The following is a 22055-nucleotide window of genomic DNA, read 5'->3' as shown; positions in this document are numbered from 1 at the left end:
GTGCGCGGTGCGCGGCCGTCTACGCGCGGCGGCGGCGCACCGTCAGGGCGAGGCCACCGAGGATGCCGAAGGCGGCCAGGGCGAGCGGCGCGGTCGTCGAGACGCCGGTCGAGGCGAGGACGGGGCGGTGGCCGCCCGTCTGCGCCGCGGGTCCGGAGCCGGCCGGGTGCACTGCGGGCCCGGCGCCGGCAGGGTGCGCCGTGACGGCGGCGACCGCGGCGGAGCAGTCGGCCTCTCCGGCGATCGGGTCCTCCTCCGTCAGCGTGTAGTCGTAGGAGGTGCTCGCCACGAGACCGCTCGACGTGCCGCGGGCGATGACGCAGTAGATCTCGCTCGCCGGGTCCTGCAGCGGGTACTCGCCGAGGGAGATCAGGCTCCAGCCCAGCGCGTCGACGCCGACCTCGAGGCTCGAGCCGCCGCCCGTGAGCGTCTGGCGCGCACCCGAGGTCGAGAAGACGCCGATCGACACGGTCTCGTCCGCGCCGAAGCCGAGGAGAGCGCCACCGCTGGTGGGCTGTCCGTCCGCCGGGGCGGGCTCGGGCGGAGCCCCCTGGGGCCAGATCCGGATCGCGGTGCGCGAGGGGACCTGCTCGAGCGACGACGTCACGGAGCGTCCGCTGGTCTCTCCCGTGGCGGTGACGGAGAAGGTGCCCAGCTGGTCCGCCATGGTGTCGGCGTCGAGCAGGACGAAGGCCTCGCCCGAGAGCGGGGTCGGCGTGGGGGGCACGAGGGCGGAGGTGCTGCCGTCGGGCGCGGTGAGCGTGACGGACACGTCCTCGCCGCGGTCGAATCCGCGGAACGAGGCGACGACGCCGTAGATCCGGAACTCTCCGACCTGGATGTCCGCACCGGCCGGGAGCACCCCGCCGTCCTCCCGGTTCTGGAAGACGACGCTCGTGTCGGGCTGCGTCACGGTCAGCTCGACGGCATTGGAGGCGACACGGGCGCCCGAGGCGTCGAGTCCCTCCGCGATGACGGAGATCGTCTCGCCGGGGAGCGGGAGGTGGGGGTCCACCGCGACGCCGTCCGCGTCGGTGGGGAGCCAGTCCCGGAGGCGGAGCTCGCCGGAGGCGGTGATCACGCTGGTGGTGACGGCCTCCTCCGAGTCGCCGTCGCGGAGCACGACGACGGCGACGGTGCCGGGCTGGAAACCGGTCCCGGACACGTCCAGGCCGCCGGCCCAGCCCTCCGCCGACGGGATCGCGGAGAACGCCGAGCCCGCTTCGTAGGTGGTGCGGTCGAGGGCGATCGCCAGGGGCGACTGCGCGCTCTCGACGGGCGCGATGGTCGGAGCCGGAGTGGGCGCCGGGGTCGGAGTCGGCTCCGGAGTCGCGGTCGGCTCCGGAGTGGCGGTGGGCTCCGCGGTGGGAGCCGGCTCGGCCGGTGCGGGGCTCGAGGCGGCGTCCGGGACGACCTCGGTGGCCAGGGCGACGGACGGGAACGCGAGCGCCCCCAGCAGTGCCGCAGTGGTGATGACGGTGACGCCGTGGCGTCGTCGCGCAGAACGCACGATTCCTGCTTTCTCCGAGCCGCTGATCGCGGTCGGCTTCCCCATGAGCGGGGGGCGCTCGCCCCCTGTCGCTGAGTGTGTCCTATGCGGAACCTCAGCCGGTGCCGGATCCTGCAACGATCCGATCACGCCGCGCGGCGCGAGGTGACGGTTCGGTCACGGCCGGGCGCGGCGATTCCGACGGGCCGGTGGTCGTCGCTCTCCGGAGGCTCCTCAGACCGGCGGCACGACCAGCAGGACCACGCCGATCGCGGCGCTCACCGCGGCCACCACGCACCAGCGCTCCGCTCGTGTCCCTGCGGCTCCGCGCGTCCGCGCCACGGCGCCGAGCCCGATCGCGAGCACGGCGATGCCGACCTGCAGCGCCACGGTGGTGCGGATCAGCGTCCAGGCCTCGAAGACGCTCGCTCCAGCCGATCCCGTGGCGAGCAGCGGCACTCCGCCGACGCCCACCGGCACCAGCAGCAGGCCGGATCCGATCGCGAGCGCCGCGACCAGGTGGGCGAGCACGTCGTCCAGCGCGGTCCGTGGGGGCGCGCCGACCGGCCCGAGAGCGGCGGCGCCGGGCCTCATCGCGACAGTGCGGAGGTGCATGGGGCGAGCGTAGGACCGGACCGCACCGGAGCGGACCCCCTGCGGAGGCCCCTGTCCGGTGGGCATTCCGGAGGAGGATCGGCGCTGGGTGCGCAGTCGACCGGCCCGGTCCTCCGGTCGCCCGTCGACGCCGTCCGAGCGATTCGCGACGCGGCCCCCGATGCTTGCGCCACGGGTTCAGCCGGGCGGCGCGGGATGGGTACGGTCGTCGCGAGCCGGCCTCGCGGACGCGGAGGGCCCCGGACGCGGAAGCGAGGACACGGTGAGCAACGGCGTTCAGCAGCTCGTCGACGCGATGCTCGACAAGGTCGAGGCGGAGCAGCCCCACATCGACCACACGATCACGATGACGCCGGTCAACGCGCTCTTCCTCCCCGTCCACGCGAGGGAGCTGCCGGCCCGTGATGTGGACGGGCCGCTGCGCGGGCACATCTACCGGGACTGCCTCGTGTGGGAGCAGGAGTTCCTCGATCACGTCGTCATCGTGTCGCCGGTGGTCGGGCGGGTCCCCGAGGAGGCCTGGGTGCCGAGCTACTACGGGAACCTCCGCACCGGCGACATCGGACCGTTCCCACCGTTCGTCGACGACGACGAGTGAGCGGAGGCGTTCGAGCGTCCCCGTCGGCCCGGCCCGCGGTCCCGGTCGGCCTCGTCTCTCCCTGCACTCGGCACCGCCGTCTCGGGCAGGATCAGGGGATGCTCCTGCAGACGATCACCACCGGATCCGGACCGCGACACGTCGGGCTGGTGCACGGGCTCGGTGCGTCGGCGGCGACCTGGGGGCCGTTCGTCGAGCGGCTCGTCGCGACCGGCCGCTACACGGTCACGGCCGTCGATCTGCGCGGACACGGCGCGAGCACCCGGGCGGAGTCCTACCGGATCGACGACATGGCCGCCGATCTGGTCGAGACGCTGCCGGCAGGGCTCCACAGCGTGTTCGGCCACTCGCTCGGCGGCGCGGTGCTGCAGCGTGCCGTCGCCGGACTCGCGCCCGGCCGGGCCGTCCACCTCGATCCCGGGTTCGCCCTGTCGCTTCCGACGAGTGGCCTCGCCGGACGACTGTTCTGGGCGGCACCTCTCCTGTCGCTCGGCATCGCCCAGCTCGGACGGGCGCGGGCGGGCGCAGCGGTCCGTGCCGCCTACAGCCCCGCGACCCGCGCGCTCCTCGACGACGCGAAGAAGCGGTTCGACGCGCGGATGGCCGTCGGCGTGTTCCGGGACGTCGCCTTCCACCCGGTCCCGGTCGAGGCGCCGGCGGTCCCGTCGACGGTCGTGCTCTCCGACCAGTCGCCGGCGGTGCTGCCTGACGCTCTGGCCGCGCGGCTCGAGCAGCGGGGCTGGCAGGTGCGCCGGCTCCCGGGCGTGCACCACGACATGCAGCTCGAGGACCCGGAGAGGACGTTCGCCGCGATCGCCGACGTGCTCTAGCCGGGCGCCCCTCCGCGGGTCGGGCGCCGGTGAACGGGGATTCCGGGTGCATCCGTACCTCGCGGATCGAGACGGCGGGCGATCCCGGAGGGCCGCCCGCCGTCCTCCTGCGCCCGCGGTCAGCGGACGGTCGTCGCGGCGGTGTCGGTGTTGCTGCGGATCGACGGGTCCGGCGTCCTGACCGAGAACGCGGCGGCGAAGGCGGTCGCGGTGCCGGTGCCGGTGGCCGTGACGGTGATCCTCTCGGTGACGGTCCGCCCGTTCGCGAGACTCGAGCGCGGGAAGATCACGATGCTCCCGATGCGGCTGTACGAGCCCGTGGCGGAGACGAACTGCACGGTCGGGGGGAGGACCACCTTCGAGAAGACGGACGTCGACGCGGAGGGTCCGGCGTTCTTCGTGATGAGCGTGTACGTGAACGTCCTCCCCTTCACCGCGGTGGTCGGAGCGGAGACGTCGACGCGCAGGTCGGCCCTCGTGGTCGCCTTCTGCGGAGAGACGGTCAGCGTGCTCGCCGCCTCGACGGTGCCCGCCGGGCTCGCCGCGCGGAGGGTGAAGCCGTAGGTCCCCGCGGTGGTCGGGATGCCGGTGAGGCGGCCTGAGCCGTCGAGGGCGAGTCCGGGAGGCAGAGTGCCCGACGCGACGGTGACGACCGGCGCCGGGGATCCGGTCGCCGTGTACGTGAAGTCGTAGGCGGAGCCGACCACGCCGGCCGCGGCCGTCCCCGAGAGGGTCGGAGCGGTCGCCACCGGTCCGACGGTGAGGGTGTGCGGCGCGCCGGTGGTGGTGCCGAAGGTGGTGCGGGCGGACACGGTGAAGGAGGACGCCCCCTCGACGGTCGGGGTGCCGGAGATGACGCCCGCGGAGGTGAGGGTCAGGCCGGCCGGGAGGGACCCGGACGCGAGCTCGAACGTCGACGCGCCGCCGGTGGCGAAGGTGTAGGAGAAGGGCGCTCCGAGAGGTGTCGTCGCCGGAGGGGCGTCGGCCGTGAAGACGGGCCGAGCGCCGAGGGCGATGCTGTGGAAGCTGCCGCCGGACACGGCGGTGGCGCCGGTGAGTCCCGCCGGCACGGAGGCCTCTCCGAAGCCGTCGTAGCCCCAGGCGGTGACGGTGCCGTCGCGGCGCACAGCGAGGCTGTGGTACCCGCCGGCGGCGACGGCGGTGACGTCCGCGAGGCCGTCGGGGACATCGGACTGGCCGTCGCTGTCGCTGCCCCAGGCGACGACGGTCCCGTCCGAGCGAAGCGCGAGGCTGTGGGAGGCTCCGGCGGAGACGGCGGTGACGCCGGTGAGTCCCGCGGGCACGTCGGTCTGCCCGAAGGCGTCGTCTCCCCAGGCGGTGACGGTGCCGTCGCGGTGCAGCGCGAGGTCGTGGAATCGGCCGGCGGCGATGGCGACGACTCCGCTGAGCCCGTCCGGCACGGTCGCCTGTCCGGAGAAGTCGTATCCCCAGGCGGTGACGGTCCCGTCGCCGTGCAGGGCGAGGTTGTGGTAGCCGCCGGCAGCGATGGCGGTGACGTCGGCGAGCCCGTCCGGCACCGTGGCCTGCCCGTCGCCGTCGTCGCCCCAGGCGGTGACGGTCCCGTCCCTCCGCAGGGCGAGGCTGTGGTTCACGCCGGCGTCGACGGCGACGACGTCGTCCAGACCGGTCGGCACGGTGGCCTGCCCGCTGCTGTCCTCGCCCCAGGCGGCGACGGTGCCGTCGCTGCGCAGGGCGAGGCTGTGGGAGCCGCCCGCGGCGATCGCCGTCGCGTCGGTGAGCCCAGCGGGCGCAGCGACCTGCCCGCTGGAGTCGTCACCCCAGCCGACGACACCGGTCGCAGCGGGAGCCGCGGCGACCGCGGACAGGGGAGCCGTGGTCCCGAGGAGGAGCGCGACCGTCGCCGTCAGCGCGAGCAGGCCGAGCGCCGGCCGGGGCCTCGTCCTCCGCTCAGGGGTCGAGCGGGCCGTGCCGGCGTCCGGGTCGGTCGGGCGGGAGGCGGAGGGAGAGCGCATGCTGGAGCCTTCGATCGGGTCGACCGTGGGCGGCCGTCTCCGAACAGTGGCACCCGGTCCCACCGCCGACAACAGCCTCTAGCGGACATGTCCGCAACAGGGCAGGGGCCGGTGCGCGGAGGACGCGGTGGCCTCGTCTCGTCCCCCGCGGAGCATCCCCCACCGGCGCCGGGGCCGGTCCCGACGGATCGCGCGCAAGCGTCTCGCGCGGACCGATCGCGGCGAGACGTTCTCCTCCCGGCCACCCGTGCCGGACCCCCCGGCCCCTACCGTGGCCGCATGACAGCAGCGGAGTCAGGACGTCCCGGAGCCCGAGAGCGCAGCTCGAGCCGGATCCTCGCGGCCGGCGCTCTGATGCTCGCCTCGGCCGGGCTGCAGCAGCTCGCCGCCGTTCAGCGCTGGGCCGTCGCCGGGCCGATCCTGGGCGAGCAGGCGATCGAGGACCACCGGTACGACTACTCGTGGCCCTCCGATCCGTGGGAGAACGTCGGATCGGCAGGGCAGCTGCTCGGGATCGGGCACCTCCTCGTCGCTCTCGCCGTCCTCGCTGCGGTCGGTCCGGGACGGCGGCGCCCGGTCGCGGTGATGCGGACCGTGGTCGCCGCGGCGTTCGGCTGCCTCGGCCTGCACGCGGTCCTGTCCGGGATCCTCGGAGCACCGACGATCCTGCAGGCGATGCTCCCGGCGGTCCTGCTGGGACTGGTCGCGCCCACCGCTCTTCTCGCGCTCGCGGTCCTCGTGGCGAGGACGTCGCCCCTCCGCGCCGTGTCCTTCGTCCTCCTGATCGGATCGACGCTGCCCGGCTACCTCGTCGCGACGTTCGCGATCGCTCCCGCGCTCGTCGGCTCCCAGTCGTACGACACCACGCCCTGGACGGAGTCGGTGGTCGCCGCCGCCGTGGCGCTCGCCGGGGCGGCGCTGCTGCTCGAAGCGCTGATCCGCTCGATCGCGCAACGCGCGGCGGCCGTGCCGCATCGCGACCGGTCGCCGGGAGCCGCGGCCTCCTGAAGGCGGGCTCACCGGCCCGCCATGTCGGCAGCGCCCGGACACGAGAAAAGGCCGCCCCGGAGGACGGCCCTTCCCGCGACTCCGTCGGCCCTGCGCTCCTCGGCAGGAGCGCGGTCGCCGGGGTCGGGTCAGCGCTGGACGAGCGGAACGGCGATGTCCGTGACGTTCGCCCCGATGGCGCCGAGCGGAGTCGCCGTGCCGTTCAGCAGTCCGATCTCGTAGAGCGACCCGTTGACGGCGGCGAGGCCGACCGAGCCGATGGAGCTGCCGTTGCGGAGGACGGAGTAGATGTCGAAGCCGGTCGCACCCACTGCGTCGAGGCCGAGCTTCCCGGTCGGCGCCAGGGTGCCGGCGTTGGCCGGGGACTGGATGGCGATCTGGTCGAGGGCCGTGTCGAGGACGAACAGGGTGGTCGCGCTGTTCGCGTCGAGGTCGTTGTTCGTGTACGCGGCCCCGGCGACACCGGTGGCCACGGCGGGCGCGGCGTAGCTGAGCGTGCCGTCGGCGACCGTCGCGGCGCCCGCGGTGGCGAACGGCTGACGGAGGTTCTGGCCCGTGTCGCTGACCACTCGGAGCGCGTTGGCGGCGGGGTTGAAGTCGACGCCGAAGGAGGTGCCGCTCAGCGCCACGGTGAGACGGGTCACCTGGGTGGCCACGCCCGTGGACGGGTTGATGGAGTAGACGCCGGCGCTCGCCGCGTTGTCGCCGACGCCGTAGAGGGCGCCGTCCTGGACCCGGTAGTCGATGCCGATGAGCGCGGTGTCGCCGCCGGTGAGGCCGGTGACGGCGACGCGGTTGGTGACCTTGCCGGGCTTGGTCGGGTTGAACTGCACGAGCTTCGTGCCGCCGTCGGAGAGTCCGACGACCCGCAGCTTCGCCGCCACGGAGCGGACCGCGTTGATCAGGTTCCTGTCCGACGCGCTGCTGGAGTCGCTGGTCGCCGCGGCGGGAGCGACGCTGCTCGCACCGGCGAGCACGGGTGCCACCGCCATCACGCCCGCGACGGCGACAGCTGCGATACCGACTCTGATGTTCCTGGTCATCGTGCACTCCTCGAGACTTGCGGTCGCCGGAGATCGGCGGCTCGGAGGGGGATACCGTCCGGAGCGCGCGAGCGTTCATCCGATCCGGAAACCGATCTCCGCGACGACGACCGGATGTCGGAGCCCGACGCGCACGGAACGCCACCGCCACGACGACGGAAGTCGCCGTCGGACTCGTCGCCGTACTTCCGGGAGCCGTGCAGACGGCGGGTACGGCCGAAGCCGCGACGATCCGCCGGCGACGGGCGCTGCTCTGCGGCCGAGCGAGAGGAGCGGCGCCTGGAGGGTGACACGGAGAGGCCCGTGACGGCAGTGGTCGTCACGGGCCTCTTCGTGTCGAAGACGCTCGAGCCCGGTCACCGGGTCCGAGCGTCAGCGGCGGGGATCAGTGCCTGATGCTGATGGCGGTGCTGCGGCCCTCGTTGCCGGCGGCGTCGAACGCGCGGGCGGTGATGCTGAAGGTGCCGGACGGGTAAGCGGAGGTGGAGACGGTCAGGCGCCAGGTCCCGTTGGACGCCCTGGTCGCGTCGCCGAGCCTGGTCGAGCCGCTCCAGAAGCTGACCCGGGTCGTGGCGACGTCGTCGGTCGAGGAGGCGACGAAGGTCACGCTCGAGCCGACGGTCGTCCCTGTCGTGGGAGATGTGATGACGACGGACGGGGCGGTCGTGTCCGCACCGGGCGTCGGGGTCGGCGTGGGCGTGCCTCCGGAATCACCGGAGAGGCCCCAGGCCTCCCAGGTGGTCTTCGCGATCGTCGCCTGACCGGACACGCTGGGGTGGAAGTAGTCCACGGTCGAGACGGCGCTCGCCGGGACGGCCATGCGCGAGAGCGCTCCTCCATCCCATCTGCAGTCGTTCGTCGTCGCGGCGCAGGCGTCGGAGAGCGCCCTGTTGTAGGCGGTCGCGCGGCTCGCCGCTTCTGCGAGCAGGGCTGTGTACTGGGTACCGGTCTGCTGCACTCCGGCCTCGCTCACGCCGCGGAACTTCCCGCACAGGTCCGCCGCCTGCCAGATCACGGCGCCCTTCGTCGCCTTGACGGTGCTCCACTCCGCGGCGATGTTCGGAACCGAGCCGACGAGCACGGTGGCGTCGGGCCAGGCGGAGGCGATCTTCGACATCACGCCCTTCGCGGAGGAGGTGAAGCCCGCGACGGAGGTCATGTCGTACGTCTGGCAGAGGTCGTTCCCGCCGATGAGGAGCGTGACGTAGTCCGGTTCCGCGCCGGCCGCGACGGCCTCGTCGATCTTGGCGCCCACGCCGCCGATGAAGCTGCCCGACCTCGCCGCATTGACCGTCGTCAGGCTCGTGGTCGAGCTCGAGGCCTCGAGACGCGCAGCGATCGAGTCGACCGCCGGGTTCGTTCCGGTCGACCAGTTGCTCGCGACGCAGTCACCGGGCCCGTTGCAGGTTCCCGCCCCGCGCGAGATCGAGTCGCCCAGGGCGAGCAGGGTCTGCGTCCCGGCGGCCTGCGCCGGCCCGGCGACGAGGAGGCTGCCGAAGAGTGCGGCGGCGCCCAGACCAGCGCCGAGTGCGGCACGCCAGCGGCGATGAGTGGTGGATCGTCGTGATGTGACGGTCATGGTGGAGTCCCCCCGGGATTCGATGATGGAGCACGTAGGAGAGCGCGTGACTGCGATGCCCCCTGATGGGAGGCAAGTGCAGGGGAGTGCGCTCGTCAACCACGAGGGGTCCGTTGACTCTGACGGGGGTGACGGAAGCGGCGACGGAGAGGGAGTGGCGGGGGTCCGTCACTCCGGCGAGCCGTCGGCGAACCGTCGGAGCGCGGCGGCGTAGCGGTCCGGGTCCCGGTGGTCGCTGTCGGTCAGGAGCAGCACCGAGCCGGAGACGGCGCGCGTGTACTCGCCGCGGCAGGGGAGGGTGACCACCGTCCTCAGTCCGGCCTCCCAGGCGGGGACGAGGGAGCCGAGGCAGCGCCGCTCCGGGGCGGCGTCCAGCGGGACGTCCCGCGCGTCCATCCGGGCGGACCGCAGCTCGTCGTGCCAGGCGCGGAATGGGGCTCCGAGGGAGTCGTCGCCGAAGCGCTCCCGCCAGCCGGGGCCGCGAGCGAGGTCGAGGAGGCGTGCGCGCTCGGGCGATCCGTCGGCGGTGCTGGAGAGCCGTCGGAGGAGCGGGCCGGTCTCGACCGCCAGATGCTCGACGCAGTCCTGCCACAGCTGAGGCCAGGCGCGCTGCTCGTCGGCACCGGGCTCCGCCGACCCGACCCGTTCCGGGGACCGCTCGAGCGGCGGCGGCCCGTCGCCCGCCGGAGTGAAGCCCCACGCTTCGCGGATCCAGAGGAGCTCGAGCAGCGTCGAGGGGTTGTCCTCGACCGTGATGACCATCTCCGACGGCCAGGGGTCGCCGGGAAGGGGACGGGATGCGCGCATGGGAGGGGCTCCTTCCGAGGGGATGAGGTCGGATCGTGCCGGAGAAGGCTCCAGGGAGGCTGGGCTCGCGTCGGCCGACGCGCCACTCCTCCGTGCTCCCAGCGGCGTCGCCGGTGATCCTCCGCGCCGGCGGTCCAGGACGGCGCCGAGCGCCTCCCGAATGTCGGTGCCCCCGACCTACACTCGGACGCGTTCGAACACACGTTCGATGAGACGAGGAGGGGGCCGACCATGGGCGTGACCGTCGTGGAGCGCATCGCGACCCCGGCCTCGGACGCCGTCGCCGTCATGTTCCTCGTCACCAGCGAGGCGGTGGCGGCCGGATTCCCGTCGCCGGCGCAGGACTACTTCGACGGGTCCCTCGACCTCAACGACCACCTGATCCGCGACAGGACGTCGACGTTCATCGTCCGCGTCTCGGGCGAGAGCATGGTCGGCGCGGGCATCAGCGACGGCGACGAACTCGTGGTCGACCGGTCGATCACGCCGACGCACGGGAGCGTCGTCATCGCGATCCTCGACGGCGAGCTGACCGTCAAGCGCCTCGAGCTGCACCCCGGGGGAGTGGTGCTGCGGGCCGAGAACCCGGAGTACCCGCCGATCCACGTCGCCGAGCTGAGCGACCTCCAGGTGTGGGGCGTCGTCACCGTCTGCCTCCACCGGCTGCACCGTGCGCTCTGAGCGGCGCATCGCCCTGGTCGACGTGAACTCGTTCTACGTCTCCTGCGAGCGGCTGTTCGATCCGAGGCTCGCGGGCCGGCCGGTCGTCGTCCTCTCGAACAACGACGGCTGCGTGGTCGCCCGCTCCGACGAGGTGAAGAGGCTCGGGATCGAGAACGGCACGCCCTGGTTCCAGATCGAGCCGCTCATCCGCTCCGGTCGCCTCCCGGAGGTGATCGCCCGATCGAGCAACTACGAGCTGTACGGCGAGCTGTCCGCGCGCGTGATGGAGCTGCTGGGCCGCTACTCCGCCTGGCAGGAGGTGTACTCGATCGACGAGTCCTTCCTCGGCGTCGACGGCGACGTGGCGGAGCGGGCGAAGATCGGCCGGGCGATGCGGGCGGCCGTCGCGAAGAACGTCGGCCTGCCCGTCTGCGTCGGATTCGGGCCGAGCAAGACTCTCGCGAAGTTCGTCAACAAGGGCGGAGCGAAGAAGCACCCGCGCCTGGGGGGCGTCTGCGACACCGACTGGTACACGCCCGAGCAGCTCGACGCGCTCATGGCCTCGCAGCACGTCACCGAGCTGTGGGGAGTCGCCGGCCGCACAGGGAAGCGCCTCGCGGAGCTGTCCATCCACACCGTCCGCGACCTCCGCGACGCGGACCCCGCGCTGATCCGCAAGAAGTTCTCGGTCGTCCTGCAGCGCTCCGTCTACGAGCTGCGCGGCGTCGACTGCATCCCCCTCGAGGCCGCTCGCACCGTCCGCGACCAGCTGATCTTCTCCCGGTCGTTCGCCACTCCCGTGACGACGATCGCGGACATGGAGCAGGTGCTCTCCGTCTACGCGCAGCGCGCCGCCCACCGCCTCCGCGCTCAGGAGTCGGTCACCAGGACGATGAGCGTGTTCGCGTCGACGTCGCCGTTCGCGGACGCGCCGTACGAGTCCGCCGGCGGCCTGGCCGGCTTCCCCGTTCCCACGGACGACCCGGTGGCGATGGTGAGGGCCGCGATCGGCACCCTGCGCCCGCGGCTGCGGGAGGGCGCGCGCTACGTGCGGGCCGGCGTCATCCTCACGAACCTGTCGCCTCGGAACTCCCACGCGCTGCTCGAGATCTTCGACACCGCCTTCGACACGAAGGGCCTCGGCGCCACCATCGACGCCGTGACGAAGCGCCACGGCCGGTCCGCGGTCGGCCTCGGGCTGGCAGGCATCCGCACGGGGCCGGTGTGGACGATGAAGCGCGACGCCCTCTCGCTCCGGGCGACGACGCACTGGGGCGAGCTGGCGACGGCCCACGCGCGGTGAGCCCGCCGGCGGGGAGATCGGGTCATCCGACGCGTAGGCGCCCGGGGCGCTCTCGGGCAGGCTCGTCGCCATCGACGAGTGTCGGTGCGGGGACGGCGGGAGGACCCATGGCCGAGAGCTGGCAGGACGCGTCGGTGCGGGGCGTCGCGATGATCGAGAACGAGCTGGTCGTGCGCGACTTCCTCGAGGTGTGGAGCGCTCGCGACAGCCGCCAGCTCATCCCGTTCCTGCATCCGGAGGTCGTCTACAGCGCGTCGAGCTCGCAGGAGATCGCGGGGCGGGCGCGGGTCCTCGAGATGTGCGACGAGGTCCACCGGGCGTTCACCGAGATCCGGATCGCCCTCGTCACGATCGCCGTGGCCGGCAGCGTCGTCCTCACTGAGCACGCCCTGCACCTCCGCTCGGACACGGGGGAGGGCCACTGGCTCCGCTGCTTCGGGAGCTACGAGCTCCGCGGCGAGCAGATCGTCACCTGGCGGCAGCTCCATGGGTGAGGGCCGCGCGTGACGGCGGTGACCGGCCCCGCGCGCCTCAGGCTCGCCCTGGTGCTGCTGGCCATCGCCTCGGGCGCGACCGACGCGTTCGCGTTCCTCCTGCTCGGCGGCATCTTCACCGCGAACATGACGGGCAACCTGGTGCTGCTGGGGCTGTACCCCCGCTCCGGCTGGCTGACGACCGCGGCCGGAGCGGTCACGGCGATCGTCTTCTTCGCCGGAGCGGTCTACGCCGGGTTCCGCACGACCCGGGCGCGCACGCCGTCGACCGGCGACGGGAGACGTCCGCTCCGCGCGATCGCGCTCGTGGGGGTCGTCCTGCAGCTCGCCGTCGCGGTCGCCTGGCCGACGGTGCAGGGCGGCACGTCGCTGCTCGTGGACTGCGCGTTCATCGCGACCAGCGCGGCGGCGCTGGGGCTGCAGACCGTGCTCGCGAAGCGGATCTCCGGCGCCGCCGGCCTGACGACCACGTTCGTCACGGGCACGCTCACGAGCCTGATGCAGGAGCTCGCCGAGCGCTCGTCCGGGTCGAGGACCCTCCAGGCGCTCATCGTCGCGAGCCTCGCGGGCGGGGCCGTCGTCGGAGCGGCGACCGTGACGCTCGCTCCGGCCTGGGCCCCGACGCCGGCCCTCGTGCTCTCGGCGGTCGCCGTCGTGCTTCTCTTCGCGCACCGCGCGCGAGCCGTGCCCGCGGGAGCGGAGCCCGGGGCCCCGCGTCCCGCGTGACCGGGATCAGGCGTCGAGCGCCCACTTCGGCCGGACCCAGTGGCAGGTGTAGCCGCCGGGGTGCTTGCGCAGGTAGTCCTGGTGCTCCTCCTCGGCGTCCCAGAACTCTCCCGCGGGCTCGACCTCGGTGACGACCGGTCCGGGCCAGCGGCCCGACGCGTCGATCTCGGTGATCGTCTGGCGCGCGACCCTCTCCTGCTCAGGCGAGAGGAAGAGGATCACGGAGCGGTAGGCCGTGCCGATGTCGTTGCCCTGACGGTTCTTCGTCGTCGGGTCGTGCACCTGGAAGAAGAACTCGAGCAGGTCGCGGTAGGAGAGCTGCTCGGGATCGAACTCGATCTCGACCGCCTCAGCGTGGTCGCCGTGGTGGCGGTAGGTCGCGTTCGGCGTGCTGCCGCCGGCGTACCCGGCGCGGGTGCTGAAGACGCCCGGCATGTCGCGGATGAGCTCCTGGAGCCCCCAGAAGCATCCGCCCGCGAGGATCGCGCGCTCCTCGGCCATCAGACGCCTGCCTTCGTGTCGTGCGCGGACTCGCGCGGAGAGATCATCATGCGGGCAAGTCCATCACGACCGGGGACGTCGCGGCGAGCGTCGGACGACTCTCGGAGCAGACCGTCGGCGGGCAGCGCGGCTCGATCCTCGGCCCGGCGGCCCCGGGATCCGGATGCGCCGACGACGAGCGGGGACGGTCCGGCCGATCGAGCGCGGCTGCCGGCCGAGCTCCGCCGGACACGGTGCCGACGGAGTGCGGTCGCTGTGCTCTTGTTCAACGGACCCGGCGAAGCCCCCAGGCCCGGGTACCGCAGGCTGCCCGAGCATGGCGGCATGACGCACCTCACCGATCAGCGCCGACCTCCGCTCCCTCGGATCCGCTCACATCTCGTCGCCGGCCGGTACGCCGCCTCGACGGTGCCCGAGGCGACGGCGCTGTTCTGGATCCTCAAGGTGCTGACGACGGGGATGGGCGAGACGGCGTCGGACTTCCTCGCGACCGCGTTCGACCCGGTGATCGTGGTCGGCGCGACGGGGCTCGCGTTCCTCGCGGCCCTCGTGCTGCAGTTCGCGGTCCGCCGGTACGTCCCCTGGGTGTACTGGCTGGCGGTGCTGATGGTGAGTGTCTTCGGCACGATGGCCGCCGACGTGCTGCACGTGGTCGCCGAGGTCCCGTACCTCGTCTCGACTCTCGGGTTCGCGGTGGCGCTCGCGGCGGTCTTCGCCCTGTGGTGGCGGGTGGAGCGGACGCTGTCGATCCACTCGATCACGACGCCGCGCCGCGCCGCGTTCTACTGGCTCGCCGTCTCCGGGACCTTCGCGCTCGGCACGGCCGCCGGGGACCTGACCGCGTCGACGCTCGGGTTCGGCTACCTGCCGTCCGCGGTCCTGTTCGCGGCGGTCATCGCGGTGCCGGCGCTCGCGCACCGGTTCACGGGGCGGAACGCGGTCCTCGCGTTCTGGGCCGCCTACGTCGTCACGCGACCGTTCGGCGCCTCGGTCTGCGACTGGCTCGCGGATCCGGTCGACCGGAAGGGCCTGGGCCTGGGCACCGGCCCGGTCACGCTCGCGGCCCTCGCGGTGTTCCTGCTGCTGGTAGCGGTGATCGCGCTCCGCCGACCGCGCCCGACCCGTTGAGCGCGGCGCTCAGGCGTCGCGGCCGGCGCGGTTCTTCTGCCGCCAGTACGTGAGGGCGATGCCGGCGAGGCTGATCACGACGATGCCGACGAGGACGATGTCGATGTACTTCCCCACGAAGTCCGCGACGCCGGGGATCTGCCCGAGGAAGAAGCCGAGGAGGATCACGCCGGTGGACCAGACGGCGGCGCCGAGGGCGTTGAAGCCGACGAAGTGGCCGTAGTGCATCTTCCCGACGCCGGCTGCGACGGGGGCGAAGGTGCGCACGACCGGCACGAAGCGGGCGATGGTGACCGCCCAGCCGCCGAACCGGTCGAAGAACGACTGGGTGCGGGCGACGCTCGAGCGGCTGAAGAGCCCGCTGTCCTTGCGCTCGAAGATCCGCGGCCCGCTCGCGCGGCCGATGACGAACCCGAGCTGGTCGCCGAGGAACGCGGCGGCGGCGACCATCAGGATCACCAGCGGCACCGGCAGGGAGATCACGCCGGTCGCGACGAAGACACCGGTGAAGAAGAGGAGGGTGTCACCGGGGAGGAAGAACCCGATCAGCAGGCCCGTCTCGACGAAGGCGATCAGGCAGACCAGGGCGATCGCCCAGGGGCCGGCGCCGTCGAGGAGGGACTGGGGGTCGATCATCGGTTCTCCTTGCGAGAGGTCGGGTGGGGCTGCGTCGCGGGGATGCGGACGTCGACACCGAGGCCGTGGGGGACGAGGTTGCGGAGTCGGAGCTCGCCGCCGGCGGCGCGGCTGAGACCGGCGACGATCGCGAGCCCGAGGCCGGCGCCGCCGTCGCGGGAGCGGGCGGCGTCGGGGCGGGTGAAACGGTCGGTCGCGACGGCGAGGAACGCCTCCGGAACGCCGGGGCCGTCGTCGTCCACCGAGAGGACGGCCTCTCCTGAGCGCTCGACGAGGGTCGCGGTGATGCTGCCCCCGTCCGGAGTCGCGGCGACGGCGTTGGCGAGCAGGTTGTCCAGAATCCGGCCGAAGTCGGTCGGCGAGACGGCATACCGGGTGGCGCGAGCCGACGCGGGGGCGACGAAGTCGATCGCGAGGTCACGGTCGCGGGCGAGCATGCGAGCGCGGTCGACGCTGTCGGTCACCTCCTCCCGCAGTGCCGTCGACGGCGCATCACCGACGGCGGTGCCGGCATCGATCCTCGACAGGATCAGCAGTCCGTCCGTCAGGGACTGGAGGCGGTCGATCGACCGCTGCGCGTCGACGACGTCGGCGTAGAGAGCGGCCGGGTCGTCGCGCACCCGCTCGGCGAGCTCCAGCCGCGTGCGCAGAGCGGCGAGGGGGGTCCGCAGTTCGTGGCTCGCGTCGGCGACGAGCCGCCGCTCCCGGTCCGCGGACTCCCGCAGATCCTCGATCAGCGCGTTCAGAGTCGAGGCGAGGTCGGAGAGCTCGTCCTGCGCCGGGCCGACGGGGAGCAGCTCGGTGGAGTGTCCGCGGCGCAGGCGGTCGGCGATCGCGCGCATCCTGCCGACGGGGCGCAGCGCGAGGCCGACGAGGACCCAGGAGGCCACCGCGAACACGACGAAGAGGATCGCCAGGGCGAGGAGGAGTGTCCTGCTGACGCCGCCGACGACCGCCTCGGCGGTGTCGCGGCTCTCCTCGATCAGCGCCTGCGACGCTCCCGAGCGGACCAGCTCGATGGTGGAGGCGTCGAGGATGTGGTCCAGCTGCTCGCGGACGATGATCGCGACGATCCCGAAGAACAGCATCGCGACCAGCAGGCTCGACACCGTGATCCGCACCCGGATCGACAGGGACCGCCACCTCACGGCTTCACCCCGAGCCGGTAGCCCGCACCCCGACGGGTGACGATCTCGACCGACGCGGCACCGGCGACGAGCTTGCGGCGGAGGTAGCTGATGTACTGCTCCGCGATGTTGTGGTCCACGAACTCCGCCGACCCCCACACCTCGAGCAGGAGCTCCTCCCGCCTGACGAACCCGCCCGCACGCACGGCGAGCACGCGGAGGACTCCGAACTCCTTCGGGCTCAACGGCAGGACGGCGCCGTCGACCGTCGCGGAGTGGGTGTACGGGTCCATGCGCAGGTTCCCGATCACGACCGGCGCGCGGTGCGTGAGGCGCTCGCGGCGGATCATCGCGCGGAGGCGGGCGGAGAGCTCCTCGAAGTGGAACGGTTTCGCGAGGTAGTCGTCGGCCCCCGCGTCCAGGCCGAACACACGGTCCTGCAGCGCGTCGCGGGCGGTGAGCATGATCACCGGGAGCGTGGCACCGCTCGCGCGCAGGTGCCGGCAGATCTCGAAGCCGCTCATGCCGGGGAGCATCACGTCGAGGACCGCCGCGGCGTAGTCCGCGTCGCGCGCCGCGTTCAGCGCGTCGACTCCGTTGGAGAAGAGGGCGACGTCGTAGCCGTCGCCGAGGAGACCGCGCTCGAGGAGCCCGCCCATCTCGACGTCGTCCTCCACGACCATCACCGCATCACGCATCCGTGCCTCCTCCGGTCATGCTCGCATCCGCGGCGCGCCGGGACCGGCCCGTCGCGCCCGGATGTGCGGCTTCTCAGCGGCACGGCCCGGATGCGGGGGCGGCTCACGTGCGGACCGTCCGGGCAGCTCCTCCTCGGCGCACGGACGCCGAGGAGGAGGAGTGCGGGACCGGCCGGGGCAGGGGGCGGCCGCAGGGCGACGGGCAGCGGGCCCGCCGGCAGAACGAGTCATCTGACCGGGTCGCTCCGGGTGCCCCCGTTCCTACGCTCGTCGGTACAACCGAGGAGAGAGCGGAGCGGACCATGGAGCAGCCGAACGTCGAGACGCGCAGTGCACGGCGGGTGATCGAGACCCTGACCGCCAACGGCGTGAAGTACGTCTTCGGGATCCCGGGAGCGAAGATCGACGCGGTCTTCGACGTCCTCGCCGACGAGGGGCCGGAGCTGATCGTCTGCCGCCACGAGCAGAACGCCGCCTTCATGGCCGCCGCGGTGGGACGGCTGACGGGCAGCCCGGGCGTCGTCCTCGTGACCTCCGGCCCCGGCACGACCAACCTCGCCACCGGCCTGCTCACGGCCAACACAGAGCAGGACCCGGTCGTCGCGCTCGCCGGGGCCGTGCAGCTCTCCGACCGCCTCAAGCGCACGCACCAGTCGATGGATGCGGCCGCCTTCCTCACCACCGTGACGAAGTACACGGTCGAGTCGACGGATCCGGACGACGTCTCGGAGGCGGTCAGCAACGCCTTCCGCGCCGCCGTCACCGAGCCCCGAGGCGCCGCGGCGGTCGTCCTCTCGGCCAGCGTGATGGCCGCGCCGACCTCGCAGGTCATCACCCGGGCGGCCACGGGGCCGACGAGCGGTCCGGCGCGCGCCGAGGACCTCACCCACGCCGCCGACCTGATCAACACCGCGGAGCGGCCCGTCCTCCTCGTGGGACTCCGCGCGTCGGAGCCGGCGACCGTGGCGGCACTGCGGGTCCTGATCAGCGAGACGGAGCTGCCGGTGATCGAGACGTTCCAGGCGGCCGGCCTCGTCTCCCGCGAGCTCGAGGACCACTACCTCGGCCGCGTCGGCCTGTTCAAGAACCAGCCCGCCGACCTCGCCCTCGCCGAGTCCGACCTCGTCGTCGCGATCGGCTACGACGCCGTCGAGTACGACCCGGTGATCTGGAACAGCGACGTCGACCGCCGGATCGTCCACATCGACTCCGTCGACGCCCCGCTGGACAACCACTACCTGCCCGCGCTGGAGCTGAAGGGCGACCTCGCGCAGACCGTCGCGGCCCTCACGCCGCTCGTCTCCGGCCTGCAGCTCGACGAGGACGCGGCCGACCGGGTCGCCCGGCACCGGAGCGAGCTGGAGCGGATCGACGACGCGGCGCGGACGGCCGAGGCGGCTCCCGGGACCGTCGATCCCGCCCGCCTCGTGCTCCTGATGCGCGACCTGCTCTCGGACGACGCCACCGTGGCCTGCGACATCGGCTCGAACTACATCTTCATGGCCCGGCACTTCCGCGTGTACGAGCCCAAGCACCTGCTCTTCTCGAACGGGCAGCAGACCCTCGGCGTCTCCTTCCCGTGGGGCATGGCGGCGAGCCTCCTGCGCCCCGGGACCCCGGTGGTCTCCGTCTCGGGTGACGGAGGGTTCCTGTTCTCCGCGACGGAGATCGAGACGGCGACGCGGCTCGGCCTCTCGTTCACGCACGTGATCATGCGGGACGACACCTACGACATGGTCGGCTTCCAGCAGCTGCTGAAGTACGGCCGCAAGTCCGGGGTCCAGCTCGGCGACTACGACATCGAGAAGTTCGCCGCGGCGTTCGGCGCCACGGGCAGGCGGGTGAGCGGCCTCGCCGAGTTCGAGGAGGCCTTCCGCGCCTCCCTCGCCGAGCCGGGCGTCTCGATCATCGACGTCGCGGTGGACTACAGCCGCAACGTCGACATCGCCGCCCACCTGGTCGAGGACGCCTTCGAATGAGCACGCACACGGTCGACTCGACCGACGACTACGCGATCTACCAGAGCTCGACCATGGCCGCGCTGCTGGCCGGGGTCTACGACGGGGACCTGACGATCGGCGAGCTGCTCACCCACGGCGACCTCGGGCTGGGCACCTTCAACCACCTGGACGGCGAGATGGTGATCGTCGACGGCGTCTGCTACCACCTGCGCAGCGACGGCTCCGTCCAGGTCGCGGACGGCGACGACCGGACGCCCTTCGCCGCCGTGCTGCCCTTCCACGCGACCACGACGTTCACGGTCGAGGAGCCGACCGGTCTCGCCGGACTCACCCGGCTGATCGATGACGCGGTCGACGGCGGGAACATCCCCGTCGCCCTGCGGATCGACGGCCGGTTCACCGAGGTCCGCACCCGGACCGTGGGCGCGCAGACCGAGCCGTACCCGCCCCTGATCGAGGCGACCGCCCACCAGAGCGTCACCGGCATCGCCGACACCCGCGGCACGATCGCGGGCTTCCGCACTCCGCAGTTCGAGCAGGCCGTGTCGGTCCCCGGGTACCACCTGCACTACGTCGACGACGCCCGCGAGAAGGGCGGGCACGTCCTCGACGTGACCGTGGCCGAGGTGACGGTCTCGCTCACTACCGTCGCCGGACTGCACCTCGCGCTTCCGGAGACGGACCAGTTCCGCCGGGCGGACCTGGCGATGAAGGACATCGCGGCGCAGGAGGCGCGAGCGGAGGGGTGAGGCGGGCGGGACCTCCGGGGAGACGGGCCGGCCGCGACACGTCTCCCCGGAGGCCGGTCAGGGCGCGAGCTCCTCGCGGACGATCGCCGCTCCCGCGCTCAGCGCGCTGAGCTTCCCCCAGGCGAGGTCGCGGGGCAGCGGTGCCATGCCGCAGTTCGTGCTGGGGAGGAGCAGGTCCGCGTCGACGAACCGGAGGGCGCGGCGCAGGGTGTCGGCGACCTCCTCGGGCGTCTCGACGGTCCCGCTCGCCACGTCGATCGCTCCGAGCATGACCTTCTTGCCGCGGACGAGCTCGATCAGCTCCATCGGCACGTGGGAGTGGTGGCTCTCCAGCGAGACGATGTCGAGCGAGGACTGCTGGAGGAGCGGCAACGACTCCTCGTACTGCCGCCACTCCGACCCGAGGGTCGCCTTCCAGTCGGTGTTCGCCTTGATCCCGTAGCCGTAGCAGATGTGCACCGCGGTCTCGATGCGGAGTCCCTCCGCCGCCCTCTCCAGCGCGGCCACACCCCAGTCGTGCACCTCGTCGAAGAAGACGGTGAAGGCGGGCTCGTCGAACTGGACGATGTCGACTCCGGCGTCCTGGAGGGCTCGCGCCTCCTCGTTGAGGATGGTCGCGAACTCCCACGCCAGCTTCTCGCGGCTCCCGTAGTGCCGGTCGGAGAGGGTGTCGATCATCGTCATCGGGCCGGGCAGCGCCCACTTGATCGGCTGATCGGTCTGCTCGCGCAGGAACCGGGCGTCGTCGGCGAACACGGGCCTCTCGAGCCCCACGGCGCCGACGACGGTCGGCACGCTCGCGTCGTACCGGTCGCGGATGCGCACCGTCTCGCGCCGCTCGAAGTCGACACCCGTGAGGTGCTCGATGAACGTCGTGACGAAGTGCTGCCGGGTCTGCTCCCCGTCGCTGACGATGTCCAGGCCCCGGTGGTGCTGCTCGTGGACGGCGGCGCGCAGGGCGTCCTGCTTGCCCTCGGCCAGGGCGTCGCCGGTCAGCCGCCACGGGGACCACAGGGTCTCCGGCTGCGCGAGCCACGACGGCTTCGGCAGGCTGCCGGCGATCGAGGTGGGCAGGAGCGGGAGGGACGTCGAGGATCCGCGGGCGCTCATCGGACCGCTCCCGAGTACCCGGCGGCCCACTGCCGCAGCCGCTCCCCGTGCGGCTTCATGAGGTGCTCCTCCGCGAACCGCCCCTGCTCGACCGCGAGCCGGCCGCGCTCCTCGCGGTCGTAGGAGACCGCGGGCCGCACGTAGTCCTGCTGCTCCAGGTCCGGCCGGTAGACGTCAGCGGCGGCCGAGCGCGCGCCGTAGATCTCGGGCCGGTAGATCCTCTGGAACGTCTCCATCGTGCTGATGGTGGCGATGAGCTGGAGGTCCGAGTAGTCCTCCAGCAGGTCGCCGCCGCAGTAGAACGCGAGCGGCGCCGTGCTGCCGGGCGGCATGAAGAAGCGGACCCCGAGGCCCATCTCCGCGAAGTACCGGTCGGTCAGCGAGGGCTCGTCCTGCCGGTACTCGACGCCGAGGATCGGCTGGAGGGTCCCGGTGCGCCGGTACGTCCTGCTCGTCGAGACGCTGATGCAGATGACGGGCGGCGTCGACGAGAGCTCCGCGTACTGCGCGGAGTCCCGGAAGTGCTGGAAGAGCGCGCCGTGCAGGACGCCGAAGTCGTCGGGGACGGTGAAGCCGGCCTGCGAGGCGTTGACCGCCGGCAGCCGCACGCTGAAGTCGTGGTCGCGGAGGTAGGAGGAGAAGTTGTTCCCCAGTGTCCCCGGCTGACATCGGCCGGTGCGGCGGTCGAGGATCCGGGTGCGCAGGACCTCCAGCAGGGGGAACTCCCGGTCTTCGCCGTCCGTGGTGAGCCGCAGCCCGACGGAGACGATGTCGAGCCCGACCGTGTAGCGGCCGCGGCTCGGATCGTCGCCCGGCACGAGATCGTTCAACCGGTCGTCGATCATCCGCAGCGCGGTCCGGAGGTTCTCCCGGCGGCGCTCGCCGCGGGCCAGATTCGCGAAGTTGGTGGTGATCCGGGAGCTCCGGGCCGGCGAGTAGTCCTCGTCGAAGGGGGTGAGGGTGATGCTGAAGGCGGGTTCGTTCGTCATGATCGGC

The 22055-nt window shown here is 72.7% G+C and carries 22 protein-coding genes; 10 read left to right on the top strand and 12 right to left on the bottom strand.

All coding sequences use genetic code 11. From position 1 onward, the window contains the following. Nucleotides 1-19: 19 nt before the first annotated feature. Nucleotides 20-1510: a hypothetical protein gene (locus C5C49_RS04710; RefSeq protein ID WP_146084848.1), complete on the bottom strand. Its 1491-nt coding sequence runs from the start codon at nt 1508-1510 to the stop codon at nt 20-22. Between the two features lie 213 nt (nt 1511-1723). Next, a complete protein-coding gene (locus tag C5C49_RS04705) occupies nt 1724-2104 on the bottom strand; it encodes a hypothetical protein (RefSeq protein ID WP_146084847.1) in 381 nt (126 codons plus the stop codon). A gap of 262 nt (nt 2105-2366) precedes the next feature. Between C5C49_RS04705 and C5C49_RS04700 the strand changes: the two genes are divergently transcribed. Both C5C49_RS04700 and C5C49_RS04695 read left to right on the top strand, forming a co-directional pair. Continuing rightward, entirely contained in the window at nt 2367-2702 is a 336-nt protein-coding gene (locus C5C49_RS04700) for a hypothetical protein (RefSeq protein WP_104255926.1), read from the top strand. 98 nt (nt 2703-2800) lie between these two features. Further along, entirely contained in the window at nt 2801-3532 is a 732-nt protein-coding gene (locus tag C5C49_RS04695) for an alpha/beta fold hydrolase (RefSeq protein ID WP_104345548.1), read from the top strand. A gap of 119 nt (nt 3533-3651) precedes the next feature. Here C5C49_RS04695 and C5C49_RS16875 read toward each other — a convergent pair whose 3' ends face one another. After that, on the bottom strand, nt 3652-5526 hold the full coding sequence (locus C5C49_RS16875; protein WP_181135707.1) for a DUF11 domain-containing protein: 1875 nt from the start codon (nt 5524-5526) through the stop codon (nt 3652-3654). 279 nt (nt 5527-5805) lie between these two features. Here C5C49_RS16875 and C5C49_RS04685 point away from each other — a divergent pair, with 279 nt between their 5' ends. Continuing rightward, entirely contained in the window at nt 5806-6534 is a 729-nt protein-coding gene (locus tag C5C49_RS04685) for a hypothetical protein (RefSeq protein WP_146082072.1), read from the top strand. A 128-nt stretch (nt 6535-6662) separates the two neighbouring features. Here the strand turns inward: C5C49_RS04685 and C5C49_RS04680 are convergent, their stop codons facing one another. From C5C49_RS04680 to C5C49_RS04670, 3 genes are all read right to left on the bottom strand, one after another. After that, nucleotides 6663-7577 carry a DUF4394 domain-containing protein gene (locus C5C49_RS04680; RefSeq protein WP_208543349.1) on the bottom strand — a complete coding sequence of 305 codons (915 nt, stop codon included), beginning with the start codon at nt 7575-7577 and terminating at the stop codon, nt 6663-6665. 385 nt (nt 7578-7962) lie between these two features. Then, entirely contained in the window at nt 7963-9156 is a 1194-nt protein-coding gene (locus C5C49_RS04675) for an SGNH/GDSL hydrolase family protein (protein ID WP_104328167.1), read from the bottom strand. 168 nt (nt 9157-9324) lie between these two features. Then, nucleotides 9325-9963: a hypothetical protein gene (locus C5C49_RS04670; protein WP_104345547.1), complete on the bottom strand. Its 639-nt coding sequence runs from the start codon at nt 9961-9963 to the stop codon at nt 9325-9327. A gap of 288 nt (nt 9964-10251) precedes the next feature. On the opposite strand from C5C49_RS04670, the gene C5C49_RS04665 reads away from it, so the two are divergent. From C5C49_RS04665 to C5C49_RS04650, 4 genes are all read left to right on the top strand, one after another. After that, nucleotides 10252-10644, top strand: a complete 393-nt coding sequence (locus tag C5C49_RS04665; protein WP_244230689.1) for a LexA family transcriptional regulator — start codon at nt 10252-10254, stop codon at nt 10642-10644. Beyond that, nucleotides 10634-11929, top strand: coding sequence for a Y-family DNA polymerase (locus C5C49_RS04660; RefSeq protein WP_104283993.1), 1296 nt, complete (start codon nt 10634-10636; stop codon nt 11927-11929). Before C5C49_RS04665 ends, C5C49_RS04660 begins: the two co-directional genes overlap by 11 nt. Before the next feature lie 107 nt (nt 11930-12036). After that, on the top strand, nt 12037-12423 hold the full coding sequence (locus tag C5C49_RS04655) for a nuclear transport factor 2 family protein (RefSeq protein ID WP_104247117.1): 387 nt from the start codon (nt 12037-12039) through the stop codon (nt 12421-12423). Nucleotides 12424-12432: 9 nt separating this feature from the next. Then, nucleotides 12433-13149 carry a YoaK family protein gene (locus tag C5C49_RS04650; protein ID WP_104345546.1) on the top strand — a complete coding sequence of 239 codons (717 nt, stop codon included), beginning with the start codon at nt 12433-12435 and terminating at the stop codon, nt 13147-13149. 6 nt (nt 13150-13155) lie between these two features. Here C5C49_RS04650 and msrA read toward each other — a convergent pair whose 3' ends face one another. After that, nucleotides 13156-13650, bottom strand: coding sequence for a peptide-methionine (S)-S-oxide reductase MsrA (gene msrA / locus C5C49_RS04645; RefSeq protein ID WP_104226547.1), 495 nt, complete (start codon nt 13648-13650; stop codon nt 13156-13158). A gap of 324 nt (nt 13651-13974) precedes the next feature. Here msrA and C5C49_RS04640 point away from each other — a divergent pair, with 324 nt between their 5' ends. Next, entirely contained in the window at nt 13975-14778 is an 804-nt protein-coding gene (locus C5C49_RS04640; RefSeq protein ID WP_104345545.1) for a hypothetical protein, read from the top strand. Between the two features lie 9 nt (nt 14779-14787). Here C5C49_RS04640 and C5C49_RS04635 read toward each other — a convergent pair whose 3' ends face one another. The 3 genes from C5C49_RS04635 to C5C49_RS04625 are packed head-to-tail and all read right to left on the bottom strand — an operon-like array spanning nt 14788 to nt 17239. Further along, on the bottom strand, nt 14788-15414 hold the full coding sequence (locus C5C49_RS04635) for a DedA family protein (protein ID WP_104250829.1): 627 nt from the start codon (nt 15412-15414) through the stop codon (nt 14788-14790). Further along, nucleotides 15411-16562: a cell wall metabolism sensor histidine kinase WalK gene (locus C5C49_RS04630; RefSeq protein WP_258068378.1), complete on the bottom strand. Its 1152-nt coding sequence runs from the start codon at nt 16560-16562 to the stop codon at nt 15411-15413. Before C5C49_RS04630 ends, C5C49_RS04635 begins: the two co-directional genes overlap by 4 nt. Next, nucleotides 16559-17239, bottom strand: coding sequence for a response regulator transcription factor (locus tag C5C49_RS04625; protein ID WP_104345544.1), 681 nt, complete (start codon nt 17237-17239; stop codon nt 16559-16561). The genes C5C49_RS04630 and C5C49_RS04625 overlap by 4 nt, the downstream gene beginning before the upstream one ends. 302 nt (nt 17240-17541) lie before the next feature. Here C5C49_RS04625 and alsS point away from each other — a divergent pair, with 302 nt between their 5' ends. Together alsS and budA are read left to right on the top strand one after the other, a co-directional pair. Beyond that, entirely contained in the window at nt 17542-19218 is a 1677-nt protein-coding gene (gene alsS, locus C5C49_RS04620) for an acetolactate synthase AlsS (RefSeq protein ID WP_104283990.1), read from the top strand. Beyond that, entirely contained in the window at nt 19215-19949 is a 735-nt protein-coding gene (gene budA, locus C5C49_RS04615; RefSeq protein WP_104226545.1) for an acetolactate decarboxylase, read from the top strand. The genes alsS and budA overlap by 4 nt, the downstream gene beginning before the upstream one ends. Nucleotides 19950-20006: 57 nt before the next feature. On the opposite strand, the gene C5C49_RS04610 is transcribed toward budA, so the two are convergent. Together C5C49_RS04610 and C5C49_RS04605 are read right to left on the bottom strand one after the other, a co-directional pair. Continuing rightward, a complete protein-coding gene (locus C5C49_RS04610; protein ID WP_104226544.1) occupies nt 20007-21059 on the bottom strand; it encodes a methionine synthase in 1053 nt (350 codons plus the stop codon). After that, nucleotides 21056-22048 carry a putative oxygenase MesX gene (locus C5C49_RS04605; RefSeq protein WP_104345543.1) on the bottom strand — a complete coding sequence of 331 codons (993 nt, stop codon included), beginning with the start codon at nt 22046-22048 and terminating at the stop codon, nt 21056-21058. Before C5C49_RS04605 ends, C5C49_RS04610 begins: the two co-directional genes overlap by 4 nt. Between the last annotated feature and the right edge of the window lie 7 nt (nt 22049-22055).

This window comes from Rathayibacter sp. AY1E2 (assembly GCF_002932325.1).
In the GTDB taxonomy this organism is placed as follows: domain Bacteria; phylum Actinomycetota; class Actinomycetes; order Actinomycetales; family Microbacteriaceae; genus Rathayibacter.
Note: the sequence above shows the minus strand (reverse complement) of the source record. Positions and strands in the feature narration are given on the sequence as shown.